This is a genomic window from Streptomyces sp. BB1-1-1 (assembly GCF_031597775.1).
In the GTDB taxonomy this organism is placed as follows: Bacteria; Actinomycetota; Actinomycetes; order Streptomycetales; family Streptomycetaceae; genus Streptomyces; species Streptomyces thinghirensis.
The window spans coordinates 5,300,849-5,314,642 of sequence record NZ_CP134203.1 but is presented as its reverse complement, the minus strand read 5'-3'; the positions used below and the strand labels follow the sequence as shown (position 1 = coordinate 5,314,642).

11 protein-coding genes are annotated in these 13,794 nt (G+C 72.7%); 5 read left to right on the top strand and 6 right to left on the bottom strand.

All coding sequences use genetic code 11. The features are described from left to right. Positions 1 to 88: 88 nt before the first annotated feature. From hpf to mtnA, 6 genes are all read right to left on the bottom strand, one after another. The gene (gene hpf / locus RI578_RS24445) at positions 89 to 781 is read right to left on the bottom strand and encodes a ribosome hibernation-promoting factor, HPF/YfiA family (protein WP_310873073.1); all 693 of its coding nucleotides are present in this window, start codon (positions 779 to 781) and stop codon (positions 89 to 91) included. Between the two features lie 313 nt (positions 782 to 1,094). Further along, the gene (locus tag RI578_RS24440; RefSeq protein ID WP_310873072.1) at positions 1,095 to 1,946 is read right to left on the bottom strand and encodes a ComF family protein; all 852 of its coding nucleotides are present in this window, start codon (positions 1,944 to 1,946) and stop codon (positions 1,095 to 1,097) included. A 139-nt stretch (positions 1,947 to 2,085) separates the two neighbouring features. Then, the gene (locus tag RI578_RS24435) at positions 2,086 to 3,927 is read right to left on the bottom strand and encodes an LpqB family beta-propeller domain-containing protein (RefSeq protein ID WP_310873071.1); all 1,842 of its coding nucleotides are present in this window, start codon (positions 3,925 to 3,927) and stop codon (positions 2,086 to 2,088) included. Then, positions 3,917 to 6,001: an MtrAB system histidine kinase MtrB gene (mtrB, locus tag RI578_RS24430; protein ID WP_310873070.1), complete on the bottom strand. Its 2,085-nt coding sequence runs from the start codon at positions 5,999 to 6,001 to the stop codon at positions 3,917 to 3,919. The genes RI578_RS24435 and mtrB overlap by 11 nt, the downstream gene beginning before the upstream one ends. 1 nt (position 6,002) lies before the next feature. Further along, entirely contained in the window at positions 6,003 to 6,692 is a 690-nt protein-coding gene (mtrA, locus tag RI578_RS24425; RefSeq protein ID WP_193776289.1) for a two-component system response regulator MtrA, read from the bottom strand. 4 nt (positions 6,693 to 6,696) lie between these two features. Continuing rightward, the gene (gene mtnA, locus RI578_RS24420; protein WP_310873069.1) at positions 6,697 to 7,839 is read right to left on the bottom strand and encodes an S-methyl-5-thioribose-1-phosphate isomerase; all 1,143 of its coding nucleotides are present in this window, start codon (positions 7,837 to 7,839) and stop codon (positions 6,697 to 6,699) included. A 140-nt stretch (positions 7,840 to 7,979) separates the two neighbouring features. On the opposite strand from mtnA, the gene RI578_RS24415 reads away from it, so the two are divergent. The 5 genes from RI578_RS24415 to RI578_RS24395 are packed head-to-tail and all read left to right on the top strand — an operon-like array spanning position 7,980 to position 13,704. Then, a complete protein-coding gene (locus RI578_RS24415) occupies positions 7,980 to 9,395 on the top strand; it encodes a glycerophosphoryl diester phosphodiesterase membrane domain-containing protein (RefSeq protein WP_310873068.1) in 1,416 nt (471 codons plus the stop codon). 7 nt (positions 9,396 to 9,402) lie between these two features. Then, positions 9,403 to 10,185, top strand: a complete 783-nt coding sequence (locus tag RI578_RS24410) for a DUF4129 domain-containing protein (RefSeq protein ID WP_310873067.1) — start codon at positions 9,403 to 9,405, stop codon at positions 10,183 to 10,185. Next, on the top strand, positions 10,182 to 11,405 hold the full coding sequence (locus RI578_RS24405; protein WP_310873066.1) for a DUF4350 domain-containing protein: 1,224 nt from the start codon (positions 10,182 to 10,184) through the stop codon (positions 11,403 to 11,405). The genes RI578_RS24410 and RI578_RS24405 overlap by 4 nt, the downstream gene beginning before the upstream one ends. Next, entirely contained in the window at positions 11,405 to 12,394 is a 990-nt protein-coding gene (locus RI578_RS24400) for a MoxR family ATPase (RefSeq protein ID WP_210960804.1), read from the top strand. Before RI578_RS24405 ends, RI578_RS24400 begins: the two co-directional genes overlap by 1 nt. After that, positions 12,394 to 13,704: a DUF58 domain-containing protein gene (locus tag RI578_RS24395; protein WP_310873065.1), complete on the top strand. Its 1,311-nt coding sequence runs from the start codon at positions 12,394 to 12,396 to the stop codon at positions 13,702 to 13,704. The genes RI578_RS24400 and RI578_RS24395 overlap by 1 nt, the downstream gene beginning before the upstream one ends. The last annotated feature ends 90 nt before the right edge of the window (positions 13,705 to 13,794 follow it).

Sequence of the window (13,794 nt, the reverse complement as noted above, 5' to 3'; positions counted from 1 at the left end):
CGCACACCCTCGCGCACCGTCGCACGACGGTGCCCCTGGGGGCGCACTCGCGCTCCAGGGGCACCGGTTCCGCTGTCACCCGGCATGGTCAGCCGCCGAGCGCGTCACCCGCCTCGTTGGCGTGCACCTGGGTGACCATCGTGTCCGTCGTGAGGTGGATCACGCCGTAGTCGTAGGCGTGCCGCCGGTAGACGACGCTGGGCTCCTTGGTCTCGGAGTCGACGAACAGGTAGAAGTCGTGCCCGACCAGTTCCATCTCGTAGAGCGCCTGGTCGAGGGTCATCGGCGCGGCCACGTGGGTCTTCTCGCGGACGACGAGCGGACCGTCGCCCTGGACCTCCAGCGAGCCGATCTTCTTGGTGGGTACGCCGTCCTGCTTCTCCTGCGGGACGACGTCGCCGTTCCCGTTGAGCGTCGCCGCGCCGGGGACGTGGTCGGCGACCTCGGCCGCCGAGATCCGGCGCGCACCGCGGCGCGAGAAGCGCTTGTCGTGCTGCTTGCGCAGCCGGGCACCGAGCTTCTCCGCCGCCAGGTCGAGCGCCGCGTACGGGTCGCTCGCCGCTGCCTCCGCCCGGATCACCGGACCGCGGGAGCGGAGCGTGATCTCCACTCGGTCACAGCGGTCGGCCTGCCGGGGGTTCGGCTCCTTGGACACCTCGACGTCGAGGCTGATCACCTTGCCATCGAGCTTCTGGATCTTCTCCAGCTTCAGCTTCTCGGCCACGTGCTTCCGGAACCGCTCGGGCACCTCGGTCTTGCGGCCCTTGACGACGATGTCCACGCAGAACTCCGTTCCCGGATCGCTCCGCTTCGATGGCGGAGCATCTCCCTTTTGCACCAGGTTCCGGTCTATCCCGGAACCTCGGACTCGGTGACTTCCACCTCCTCCCCCGCGGGCGAGATCTCCACTCCACCGGTGCGGGTGATGACGGTGAAACCCGCAGTACGGCATTCGGATCTGGGAGGTGTGGCCTGCGGCTTTGCCTCACAACCGAACATATCTCGCCCGGACGGATGTCGTCACCCTCTACCGCGACGTACCTCCGTTCCGGTGAATTGAGCCTCTCATTACCTGCAACGAAGCAAGTTCCTAGTCAGTTCCGGTTTATTTCGAAAGAATCTGGTGAAGCCGCGACCACTGCCGCGCAGATCGCTTCACGGATCACGCCACCGCCTTCGTTCGGACCCGCCATTCGGGGCCCGGCCTTCCGTTCCTCTCTGCCTTCCCCTGCCGACGACGGATACACAGCGGATTTCGCCCCGGCCCGCGCCGCGCGCAGGGCACGCGCCGCCTCCGTGAGGGATGCCCCCGTCGTCATGAGGTCGTCGACGAGGACGAGCGGCCCGCCCCCGCACAGCAGCCGGCCACCGCCGGGAACCACCGCCAGCGCGCCGGCGAGATTGCGCAGCCGCTGCCGGGCGCCGAGCTCGGACTGGTCGGCCACGGCGTGCCGTTGCCGCAGCACGGCCAGCACCCGGGCGGACGTCCCGGTCCGCCGCAGCTCCCCCGCGGCCGCGAGGGCGATCCGCCGCGCCGGGTCGTGCCCGCGTGTGCGCACCGCCCGGGGCGCGGACGGCACGGGCACGAGCAGCACCGGCCCCCGCGCGCGTACGGCCCCCGCGTCACCGGGCCCCCTCCGTGCCTCCCGGAGCCCGGCCCGTACCGCCCCTGCCAGCGCCACGCCGAGCGGTGCCGTGAGGGCCAGCACGCCGCGCTCCTTGTGTGCCAGCAGGACGGCCCGTACCTCGTCCGCGTACCGGGCGGCCGCGTGCACCACCGGCAGCCCCGGCGGTTCCGGCACCGGCCGCACCCGGCACGGTGCGGCGCCGCTCAGCGCCGTACGGCACCGGGGGCACAACACCGTGCGGCCCCTGCCGCAGCCTCCGCACTCGGCCGGCAGCACCAGGTCGGTCAGGTCCCGCCACCATTCCCGCAATCCCCGCATGGCCACCACTGTGCCAAGGCCCGCGGGGCCCGAACAGGCCTGTGGAAAACGCTGGAGAGCTCCTTGTGGAAAACTCCGAGCCCTGCTCGCCACCCGTCCCCCACACGAGTGAACGCCCACGGCGGCGATGTCGGAAGCCTCACCCCGGATAGACCGGCGCCGTCCCCTCCGTCACCTTCTGCCACTGCAGCCCCGACGGCAGCCGCACGATCACGTCCTCCGAATACGCCACCAGCGGCAACCGCTCGTCCTCGGTCGCGGCGATCTCCTTCACGCCGGTCAGCGCGGCGGGCACCGAGGCCTCCGGCGTGGAGCCGTCGACCTGGACGTATCCGATCTGCTGGACGCCCCCGCGCTCGCGCCCGACCACCACGAGCCGGCTGTCCCCGGCCCACGACATGGCCGTGACCTCCTCCAGCTCCGGCGTCGCGGAGCGCAGTTCGAGGACGGTGACCGAGGACGGTTCGCCGGCCTTCACGTCCCGTTCGATCCGTCCGATGAGCAGGGACCGCTCGCCGTCCTTCTCCACGATGAGCGCGATCCGCACGCCGTCGGCCGCCACCCGCACGGCCTGGATCCGCCCGTCCAGCCCCGGCGTCCGCACCTCCAGCGGCTCGCCCTTGCCATCCTCGAGCAGCAGCAGGCGGGGATCGGCCGGGTCACGGTCGGCGATCCACAGGTCGCCCTGCGCGTCCCAGCTGGGCGGCGTCAGCCGGTTCTCCTCCGTCTTGCCCTTGCTGACCAGCACGGGGTCACCGAGCGAACCGCCCGACACCAGCGAGCCGACGTACAGCGACTTGTTGTCGAGACGGATGCCGGCCGCGCTGCGCTCGTCCCGCGACACCGCCACCGACCGCAGGGCCGCCACGCCCTCGCCCAGCGCACCGGGGACCGGTTCCGGCCGGGTCCCGCTGCTGCCGGCGGCGATACGCACCAGGCGTTCCTCGTCGTCGATGAAGTACAGGTAGTCGGGCCGCTGGGCCGAACCGCGCGTCGCGACCGTCTCGGCCCGGTCCTCGGTGAGGGAGCACAGTCGCTCATCGCCCGACCGCAGCTCGACCTCGTCCACCACCGGAGTGAGGTTCTGCAGCGTGAAGAGGAGCTGGGCCGCCATCTCGTCGCACTTGTCGTCGCCGACGCCGGCCGCCCGCTCGTTCAGCCGCACCGTCAGCTTGTTGCGGTCGTCGGGCGTCAGCGAGTCGACGGTCTTCGCCAGCGCCGTACCGGTCGGGAAGCTCGACCTGACCACGGGCCCGAGCAGGCTCGTCGGCCCGCTGATCAGGGAACGCACCACCTGGGTCATGGGGTCCACGAGCCGGCGCACGTACACCGGATCGGCGACGGCCGCCGGCTGCGAGCTCGTGCCGGCCTGCGTGGCGGGAGCGGTGTTCGAGGCGAAGTAGTACTTGTTGACGGACATATAGGTGCGCTGGAAGTCCGACTTGCCCATGATGACGCCCTGCGGCAGCGCGTCGATGCGCCACTGCCCGCTCTTGCCGTCCCGGCTGAGGTGGACCGGTTCGCGGTACTGGCCTTCCGACGGCGAGTACGACTGCTGCCCGTCCACCGTGGCGACCCTGGTGCCGGTCAGCGTGACCGAGTAGTCGTCGGCGTCCTCGCGGCTGCCCGAGTGGTCGGACTCGGTTCCCGGCCCGCCCGTGAGCACCGTGGTGGACCGCTCCGGCCGCCAGGTCTTCGCGGCCTCGCCCGTCAGGTACTTGCGCGCGGTCTCGTACTCCGGCTCGTTGCTGGTCAGCGCCTCCAGGAAGCCCTGCACGATCTCCGTGGGCGAGTCGTCCTCGCGCGGCGGCATCGCGAACACCCGCACCTGCGGGTCCTGCCGCGGCGTGGACTCCACGCCCCGCAGGTCCCCGCTGTCGGGCATCGACGCACACCCCGCCAGCAGTACGACGCCACAGACGGCGTACGCCACCACGCGTGCCGGCCCCCGCCGACCGCTCCCCTCGCGGTCAGCGCCCACGAGATGCCTCCCCTTGCCTGCTCGAGTCCTCCGGCTGCCCCGGTCCGGCGTCCGGGCGGCTCGCCGCCTCCGGCGCGGGCCCGCCGTCCTGTCTCCGGGCGCCCGACACGGGCCGCGGCACCACGCGCGCGCCGTTGCCGGGCAGTGCCGTCGGATCGGCCGTGGGGGCCACCGTGGCCGACCGCGACGGGATCGGGCCCCGGGCGGGCCCTGGGGGCACCTGCCCGAGCGGCGCCTGCGCCGGAACGGTGGCCGTCCTTCCGTTGCCGTGCGGCGCACCGGCGTCATTGAGGCCGGCCTCGCCCAGCCCGCGGTTGCGCCGCGAGTCCGTCGGCTCCAGCGGTATCGGTGAGCCCCGCAGCGGCTCGTCCGCCGTCCTGGGCAGCGTCAGCCGGAACTGCGATCCGCCGCCCGGCTCGCCCCAGGCCTGCAGCCAGCCTCCGTGCAGCCGCGCGTCCTCCAGGGCGATGGACAGCCCCAGTCCCGTACCGCCGGTGGTACGCGCGCGTGCCGGGTCGGCCCGCCAGAAGCGGCTGAAGACCCGGGTCGCCTCGCCCGGCTTGAGGCCCACGCCGTAGTCGCGCACCGCGACGGCGACCGCGCCGCCGGCCGCGGCGAGCTTGACGACGACGTCATTGCCCTCGCCGTGCTCGACGGCGTTGACGACGAGGTTGCGCAGCACCCGCTCCACGCGCCGCGCGTCCGCCTCGGCGACGACGGGCTGCTGATCGCCGGCGACGCGTATCCGCGTGCCCTTGCGCTCGGCGAGCGGTTCGGCCCCGCCCACGACCCGCCGTACGACCTCCCTGAGATCTATCGGCTCCGCCTCCAGCGCCGCCGCGCCGGCGTCGAATCGGCTGATCTCCAGCAGGTCCGCGAGCAGCGTCTCGAACCGATCCAGCTGATCGGCGAGCAACTCGGCCGACCGCGCGGTCACCGGATCGAAGTCCACGCGCGCGTCGTGGATGACGTCGGCGGCCATGCGCACGGTCGTCAGCGGCGTCCGCAGCTCGTGCGACACGTCGGAGACGAACCGCCGCTGCATCCGCGACAGGTCCTCCAGCTGGCTGATCTTCAACTGCAGGTTCTGCGCCATCTTGTTGAAGGCCTCGCCGAGCCGCGCGATGTCGTCCTCGCCGGTGACCTTCATCCGTTCCTGCAACCGCCCGGCGGACAGCCGCTCGGCGATGCTCGCCGCCATCCGTACCGGCGTGACGACCTGGCGCACCACGAGCCAGGCGATGGCCCCGAGGAGTACGACGACGAACAGTCCGGCCGTCGCCAGCGTGCCTCTGACCAGGCCGAGCGACTCCTCCTCCTGCGTGAGCGGGAAGAGGTAGTACAGCTGGTACGGCTCACCGTTCGGGTCGTTGACCTGCTTGCCGATGACCAGACCGGGCTGCGAGGCCTGGCCGGAGTCGTAGACGACCCGGGTGTAGCTCTGCGCCGCCGCCGTACTGCCGTCGATCCGCTCCCGCAGGTCCTCGGGCACGCTGGCCGACCAGTTGACGAAGCCCGAGGCGCGCGGGCCGCGCCCGCTGCCGCTGTCCCCGCCCATGGGGAGCGTGACCACGTCGAAAGCGCCCTGGCCGCCGCTGGAGAGCGACTTGACCAGTTCACTCATCCACTGGATGACGTTCTGCGGAGGACGGCCGTCGACGGGCACGCCCTCGTCACCGGTCACGCTGGCCGACTCCTCGGCCTTCTGCTTGGCCACCGCGAACCCACCGGTGGCCTGGCTCTGGGAGGCCTTCACCTTGGCGTCCAGCAGCCCGTTGCGGACCTGCCCGATCACCACGAAGCCGAGCAGCAGCACCACGCCCAGCGACATCAGCAGCGTGGTGACGACGACCTTGAGCTGGATGTTGCGCCGCCACAGCCGCATGACGGGCAGCAGCGGACGGCGCACCCAGCGCATGAACAGACGGAGCACCGGGCTGCCCTGCACCCCGCCGCGCAGCAGCCCGCCCTCCAGCAGACGGCTCCAGCGGGAGCCGGCGGGCGGGGGGCCGACAGGCCGTCCGGCGCGGGCCCCGGACCGGCCGGGCGCCGAAGCGGCACTGTCCCTGCTCATGTCAGCTCGGTCCCGCCTTGTAACCGACGCCACGGACGGTCACCACGATCTCCGGCTTCTCCGGGTCCTTCTCGACCTTGGAGCGCAGCCGCTGTACATGCACGTTGACCAACCGGGTGTCGGCCGCGTGCCGGTAACCCCAGACCTGCTCGAGGAGCACCTCACGCGTGAACACCTGCCACGGCTTGCGGGCCAGCGCCACCAGCAGGTCGAACTCCAGCGGCGTCAGCGCGATCGACTGACCCTCCCGCTTCACGGAGTGACCGGCCACGTCGATGACCAGGTCGCCTATGGCGAGCTGCTCCGGCGCCGGTTCCTCGGACCTCCTCAGACGCGCCCTGATACGGGCCACCAGCTCCTTCGGCTTGAACGGCTTCACGATGTAGTCGTCGGCGCCCGACTCCAGACCCACCACGACGTCGACGGTGTCACTCTTCGCCGTCAGCATCACGATCGGCACACCCGACTCCGCCCTGATCAGGCGGCACACCTCGATGCCGTCCCGACCGGGCAGCATGAGGTCGAGCAGCACCAGGTCCGGCTTGGTCTCCCGGAAGGCGGCCAGCGCCTTGTCGCCGTCGGCTACGAAAGATGGCTCAAAACCCTCACCACGCAGCACAATGCCGAGCATCTCGGCCAGTGCGGTGTCGTCGTCGACGACAAGGACTCGTCCCTTCATAAACGACATCATCCCATTAGCTAATCGTTACCTGGCGTGACCTGGCACACAGCTCAGCGAGAGCCTCCGCCGTCACGGGCGAAACCACGCCCTCCTCGGTGACGATCGCCGTCACCAGCTCGGGCGGAGTCACGTCGAACGCCGGGTTGTACGCCTGAGTCCCCAGGGGTGCCACCGGAATCCCGCCTCCCGCTCCGGTCACCGGCACCTGTGGTGCTGTGACCTCGGTCACTTCGTATCCGGGACGCTGTTCCACCTCGATGGACGCCCCGTCCGGCGTGTCCGGATCCACCGTCGTGACCGGTGCCACCACGATGAACGGCACATGGTGGTACCTCGCGAGCACGGCGAGCGGATAGCTCCCCACCTTGTTCGCCACCGAACCGTCGGCCGCGATGCGGTCCGCGCCGACGAGTACCGCGTCCACCTCACCCGCCGCGAACAGCGAACCGGCCGCGTTGTCGGTGAGCAAGGTGTACGCCATGTCGTTGCGGGCCGCCTCGTATGCCGTCAGGCGAGCACCTTGCAGCAACGGACGCGTTTCGTCCACCCAGAGGCGCCGCAGCCGACCCGACCGGTGCGCCGCGAGCGCCACCGCGAAGGCCGTCCCCTCACCGCCCGACACCAGCGCCCCGCTGTTGCAGTGCGTCAGGACCCGGTGCCCGCCGGCGGGCAGCAGCTCGTCCAGCAGCGCCAGCCCGTGCGCGGCCATCCGGGCGCTGGCCTCGGCGTCCTGCCGGTGCAGCGTCCGCGCCGCGGCCAGCGCGGCCGCGGCGGCCTGGCGGGTGTCGCCGGTCCTGGCGAGCGCCTCCTGGTGAGCCGCCTGGGCCCGGCGCACACCGACGGCGAGGTTCACCGCGGTGGGGCGGGCCCCCGCCAGCGCGGCCGCGGCCTCCTCCACCTCGAAGCCGCGGACGGCGGCGAGCGCGACGCCGTAGGCGCCCGCGATGCCGAGCAGCGGCGCCCCGCGCACGGCGAGCGAGCGGATCGCCTCCACGAGCGCGGACGCGTCCGTGCAGACCAGTTCGACCTCCTCGGCCGGCAGCCTGGTCTGGTCCAGCAGGACCAGCACCGGGCCCTCGGGTGGTTCCTCCCAGCGCAGTGCCGGGATCTCGGTCGGCCGCTTGTCCTCGCCGCTTCGCGCGTCCTGATCAGCCATGCGGTCAGTCTGCCCCCTACCGGGCGGACAATTGAAGGTGCGCAGGCCATACCGCGCCCGGTCCGCACCCGACCACGCCATGGCACGATGGCTGCCAACCTGCCGCCGCGACCGCGGACGGGCACCGTGAAGGAGCGACGATGAACGACACTCCGGGCTGGGCCTCGCCCGGATCCGCCCCGTCCGACGGGCGGGAGCCCGGCGCGTCCGGCCCCGCCGAGCCCGCCGACCGCCCCAACGGCCCCGACCAGCCCGCGCCCCCCGCGGACCAGCCGGGCGCGGACCAGCCGGGCGCGGACCAGCCGGGCGCGGAACCGACGAGCCCCGGCACGAAGTGGTCCAAGGAGCAGCCGCCACCCGGCCAGTGGCCCGCGCCCACCGGCCCCGGCCAGGCACCGCCTCCCCCGCCGCCGCAGCAGGGCTGGGGTGCCCCGCCGCCCCCCGGCCACCCCGGCGGCGGCTACGGCGGCCCGGGCCCCTACGGAGGCCCCGGCGGCCAGGGCGGAGGCTACGGCGGCTACGGCCCGCCTGGCGGGCACGGCGGCTGGGGAGGCGGCTGGGGCGGCCCCCCGCCCGCGGCCAAGCCCGGCGTGATCCCGCTCCGCCCGCTCGGCGTCGGCGAGATCCTCGACGGCGCGGTCTCCACCATGCGCACCTACTGGCGCACGGTCCTCGGCATCTCGCTGACCGTCGCGGTCTTCACGGAGATCATCGTCGTACTGCTCCAGGGCCTCGTCCTGGACAACACCAGCACCGAGGCCCTCAACGACCCCGACGCCACCCTGAGCGAACTCGGCGACGCCCTGACCGACACCACGATCAACTCGGGTGTCATCTTCCTGATCTCCCTGATCGGCACCGTCCTGGCCACCGCCCTGCTGACCACCGTCACCAGCCGCGCGGTACTCGGCAGGCCGGTGACCACCGGTGAGGCCTGGCGGGATGCCCGCCCCCAGGTGTTGAAGCTGTTCGGCCTGATCGTGCTGCTGCTGCTCATCGTCTTCGGCATCGTCATGGTCGGCATGGCACCCGGTCTCCTCGTCACAGCCGCGGGAGGCGGCGACGCGGGCGTGGCCCTTACCGTCCTGGGCTTCCTGGCGGCCGGTGTCGTCGCGGTGTGGCTCATGGTCCGCTTCTCGCTGGCGTCCCCCGCGCTGATGCTGGAGAAGCAGGGCATCAAGAAGGCGATGGGCCGCTCCGTGAAGCTGGTGCGCGGCTCCTGGTGGCGGGTCTTCGGCATCCAGCTGCTCGCCACGATCATCGCGAACGTCGTCGCGTCGATCATCGTCATCCCCTTCGCCTTTCTCGCCGCGACCCTCGGCGGCGACGGCGTCGGCGGCTTCCTGGAGGGCACCGGGGACCTCGGCTGGACGTTCCTCGTCGTCAGCGGGATCGGCTCGGTGATCGGCTCGATGATCACCTTCCCGATCACGGCCGGCGTCGCCGTCCTGCTCTACATCGATCAGCGCATCCGCCGCGAGGCCCTCGACCTCGAACTGGCCCGTGCCGCCGGCCTTCCGGGCACCGGCGCTCCCGGCACCACCCCGGGGAGCTGATGCGGCGGTGAGCCCGGCGGGGGGAGTTCTCACGGACGCGCTGTCACGCACCGCCGTACGGACGTTGTCGCGCACCGGCGACACCTCGGTGCTGTCGCTGCCGCGCTCCGGCGACGAACCGCCGGTGACGATCCCGCGCGACCCCGCGCGGGAGGCCGCCCGGCGCGAGCTGTCCAAGCGGATGTACCACGAGAACGACCCCGGCTGGTTCCAGCGGGCCCTGAACGCCTTCTGGGACTGGATCGACGAACTGTTCAGCAGCGCGTCCACCGCGACTCCCGGAGGGACGTTCGGCCTGATCGTCATCATCGTGACCGTAGTGGCCGCGCTGGGCGCCCTCTGGTGGCGCCTGGGCACCCCGCGCCGCCAACCGGCTTCGGCCCCCGCCCTGTTCGACGACCGCCCCCGCAGCGCCGCCGACCACCGCGCCGCCGCCGAGGCACACGCCGCCCAGGGCCACTGGAACCAGGCCGTCCAGGAACGCATGCGGGCCGTCGTCCGCGCCCTGGAGGAACGCGCCCTCCTCGACATCCGCCCCGGCCGCACCGCCGACGAGGCGGCGACCGAAGCGGGCCGCGCCATGCCCGCCCACGGTGCCCCGCTGCGCGCCGCGGCCCGCGACTTCGACGACGTCACATACGGCGGCCGCCCCGGCACCGAGCAGTCGTACCGGCGCCTCACCGAACTCGACCACGACCTGGAACGCAGCAAACCGCGACTGGCAAACAGCACGACCGCCGGTACCACCGACAGCGCGGACCCGAACGCCCGCCCGGGAGCCGCCGAATGACCACCGAGGCCACGCTCCCCACCACCTCGGCCTCGCCCACCGCACGCCAGGTGTGGACACGCGCGCGGGGCATCACGCTCGCGCTCGTCGCGCTGCTCGTCGCCGCCGTCGCGATCGCCGCCATCCGCTCCGACGCCCGGCACGGCGAACTCGACCCGCGCTCCGCCGACCCCTACGGCAGCCGGGCCGTCGCCGAACTCCTCGCCGACCGGGGCGTGTCCACGCGCGTGGTCGACACCCTGGACGACGCACGCGCCGCGGCCGGCCCGGACACCACCCTGCTGGTCGCCGTCCCCGACCTCCTGACCGAACGCCAGCAGACGCAGCTGCGCTCCGCGACCGAGGGCTCCGGCGGCCGTACCGTCCTCGTGGCCCCGGGCGGCCCCGCCGTCGAACGGCTCGCCCCCAGCGTCACCGCCGACCCCGCGCTCAGCATCGACTCGACGCTGGCCCCCGACTGCGACCTGCCCGCCGCCCGCCGCGCGGGCAGCGCCGACACCGGCGGCATCCGCTACAGCAGCGCCCACGTCGAAGCCGACGCCTGCTACCCCAGCCGTCGCCTGGCCACTCTGCTCCGCATCCCCGAAACACCCGGAGAGGCGGCCCAGGAAGGAACCACCCCGGGCGACACAGTGGTCCTCGGCGCCCCCGACATCTTCTACAACAACCACCTCGACGAGCACGGCAACGCCTCGCTCGCCCTCCAACTCCTCGGCTCCCGCGACCACCTGGTCTGGTACCTCCCCTCGCTCACCGACGCCACCACCCCGGACGACGAGCGCAGCTTCTTCGACCTGCTCCCCTCCGGCTGGCTCTGGGGCACGCTGCAGCTCTTCGTCGCCGCCGCCCTCGCGGCCCTGTGGCGGGCACGCCGACTCGGCCCCCTGGTGCCCGAGAAACTCCCCGTCGCGATCCGCGCCTCCGAAACCGCCGAGGGCCGCGCCCGCCTCTACCGCAAGGTCAACGCCCGCGACCGCGCGGCCGCCGCTCTTCGCTCCGCCACCCGCACCCGTCTCGCCCCCCTCGTAGGCGTCCCCGTCACCCAGGCGCACACGCCCGAGGCCCTGCTTCCCGCCCTGTCCGCCCACCTCCACGGCGAACACGGCGACGCACAATCCCTGCACACCCTCCTCTTCGGCCCGCCGCCCGGCGACGACGCGGCCCTCATCGCCCTCGCCGACCAACTCGACGCCCTCGAAAGAGAGGTACGCCGTCCATGATGGACCCGACCACTGACAACGCCGGGCAGACCGGGGACCCGGGCAACGCCCGCGCCGCCCTGGAGGCCCTGCGCGCCGAGATCGCCAAGGCCGTGGTCGGCCAGGACGCCGCCGTCACCGGTCTCGTCGTGGCGCTCCTGTGCCGCGGCCACGTCCTCCTCGAAGGGGTCCCCGGCGTCGCCAAGACGCTCCTGGTCCGCGCCCTGGCCGCAGCCACCGAACTCGACACCAAGCGCGTCCAGTTCACCCCGGACCTGATGCCGAGCGACGTCACCGGCTCCCTGGTCTACGACGCCCGCACCGCCGAGTTCTCCTTCCAGCCCGGCCCGGCCTTCACCAACCTGCTCCTCGCCGACGAGATCAACCGCACGCCCCCGAAGACCCAGTCGTCCCTCCTCGAAGCCATGGAGGAACGCCAGGTCACGGTCGACGGCACGCCCCGCCCCCTCCCCGAGCCCTTCCTGGTCGCGGCGACCCAGAACCCGGTCGAGTACGAGGGCACCTACCCCCTTCCGGAAGCCCAGCTGGACCGCTTCCTCCTCAAGCTCACCGTCCCCCTCCCCTCCCGGCAGGACGAGATCGACGTCCTCACCCGCCACGCCTCGGGCTTCAACCCGCGCGACCTGCACGCCGCCGGCGTACGCCCCGTGGCGAACGCCGCCGACCTGGAGGCGGCCCGCGCGGAGGTGGCCAAGACGACGATCACCCCCGAGATCACGGCCTACGTCGTCGACATCTGCCGGGCCACCCGCGAGTCGCCCTCCCTCACTCTCGGCGTCTCCCCACGCGGAGCCACGGCACTGCTCTCGACGGCCCGCGCGTGGGCCTGGCTGACGGGCCGCGACTACGTCACCCCCGACGACGTGAAGGCCCTCGCCCTCCCCACCCTGCGGCACCGCGTCCAGCTCCGTCCGGAGGCGGAGATGGAGGGCGTGACCACGGACTCCGTCATCAACGCGATCCTCGCCCACGTCCCCGTGCCCCGCTGATGGCTCTCACCGGACGCACCGCACTCCTCGCGGCCCTGGGCTCCGTGCCCATCGGCATCTGGGACCCCAGCTGGACGGGCATCCTCGCGGTCAACGCGCCGCTGGCCGTGGCCTGCGCCTGCGACTTCGCCCTGGCCGCCCCGGTACGGCGCCTGCGCCTGACCCGCTCCGGCGACACCTCCACGCGCCTGGGCGACACCGCCGACGTCACCCTGACGGTCACCAACCCGTCCAACCGCCCGCTCCGCGCCCACGTCCGCGACGCCTGGCCGCCCAGCAGCTGGCAACCCGGTACGGAGACGACGGCCTCCCGCCACCGCGTGACGGTCCCCGCCGGTGAACGCCGCAGAGTGATCACCCGTCTACGGCCGACCCGCCGCGGCGACCGCCAGTCGGACCGCGTCACGATCCGCTCGTACGGCCCCCTGGGCCTCTTCACCCGGCAGGGCACCCACCGGGCCCCCTGGACGGTACGCGTCCTGCCCCCGTTCGCAAGCCGCAAGCACCTGCCGTCCAAGCTGTCCCGCCTGCGCGAACTCGACGGCCGCACCAGCGTGCTCACCCGCGGAGAGGGCACGGAATTCGACAGCCTCCGCGAATACGTCCCCGGCGACGACACCCGTTCCATCGACTGGCGCGCGACAGCCCGCCAGTCCGCCGTCGCCGTACGCACCTGGCGTCCGGAGCGCGACCGGCACATCCTGCTCGTCCTCGACACCGGCCGCACCTCGGCCGGCCGAGTGGGCGACGCGCCCCGCCTCGACGCCTCCATGGACGCCGCCCTGCTCCTGGCCGCGCTGGCCTCACGCGCGGGCGACCGCGTCGATCTCCTCGCGTACGACCGCCGAGTACGCGCCCTCGTCCAGGGCCGCACGGCGGGCGACGTACTCCCTTCCCTGGTCAACACGATGGCGACCCTGGAACCGGAGCTCGTGGAAACAGACGCCCGCGGCCTCACCGCCACAGCCCTCCGGTCGGCCCCTCGCCGCTCCCTGATCGTGCTCCTGACGACACTCGACTCGGCCCCGATCGAAGAGGGACTGCTCCCCGTCCTGCCACGACTGACACAGCGCCACACGGTCGTCCTGGCATCGGTGGCGGACCCGCACATCTCCCGGATGGCCAAGGCCCGCGGAAACACGGACGCCGTCTACGAAGCCGCGGCGGCGGCACAAGCCCAGGCGGAACGGGACCGCACCGCGGACCAGCTCCGCCGGCACGGCGTCACAATCGTCGACGCGATCCCTGACGAACTCGCCCCGGCGCTGGCAGACGCCTATTTGGAACTGAAGGCGGCAGGCCGCCTGTAAGAGGAAAGGCGGCGGGGCCGAAGGCGCCCCGCCGTCATATCGACTGCCCCAGAAACGCAGAAAACCCCGCACCGTTCCCGGTACGGGGTT

What these genes read in the sequence shown, in the direction of transcription:
- mtnA (WP_310873069.1), bottom strand. Translation starts at nt 7,839, where the DNA reads ATGGCTGATCAGGACGCGCGAAGCGGCGAGGACAAGCGGCCGACCGAG.
- RI578_RS24415 (WP_310873068.1), top strand. Translation starts at nt 7,980, where the DNA reads ATGAACGACACTCCGGGCTGGGCCTCGCCCGGATCCGCCCCGTCCGAC.
- RI578_RS24440 (WP_310873072.1), bottom strand. Translation starts at nt 1,946, where the DNA reads ATGCGGGGATTGCGGGAATGGTGGCGGGACCTGACCGACCTGGTGCTG.
- mtrB (WP_310873070.1), bottom strand. Translation starts at nt 6,001, where the DNA reads ATGAGCAGGGACAGTGCCGCTTCGGCGCCCGGCCGGTCCGGGGCCCGC.
- RI578_RS24405 (WP_310873066.1), top strand. Translation starts at nt 10,182, where the DNA reads ATGACCACCGAGGCCACGCTCCCCACCACCTCGGCCTCGCCCACCGCA.
- RI578_RS24395 (WP_310873065.1), top strand. Translation starts at nt 12,394, where the DNA reads ATGGCTCTCACCGGACGCACCGCACTCCTCGCGGCCCTGGGCTCCGTG.
- mtrA (WP_193776289.1), bottom strand. Translation starts at nt 6,692, where the DNA reads ATGATGTCGTTTATGAAGGGACGAGTCCTTGTCGTCGACGACGACACC.
- RI578_RS24400 (WP_210960804.1), top strand. Translation starts at nt 11,405, where the DNA reads ATGGACCCGACCACTGACAACGCCGGGCAGACCGGGGACCCGGGCAAC.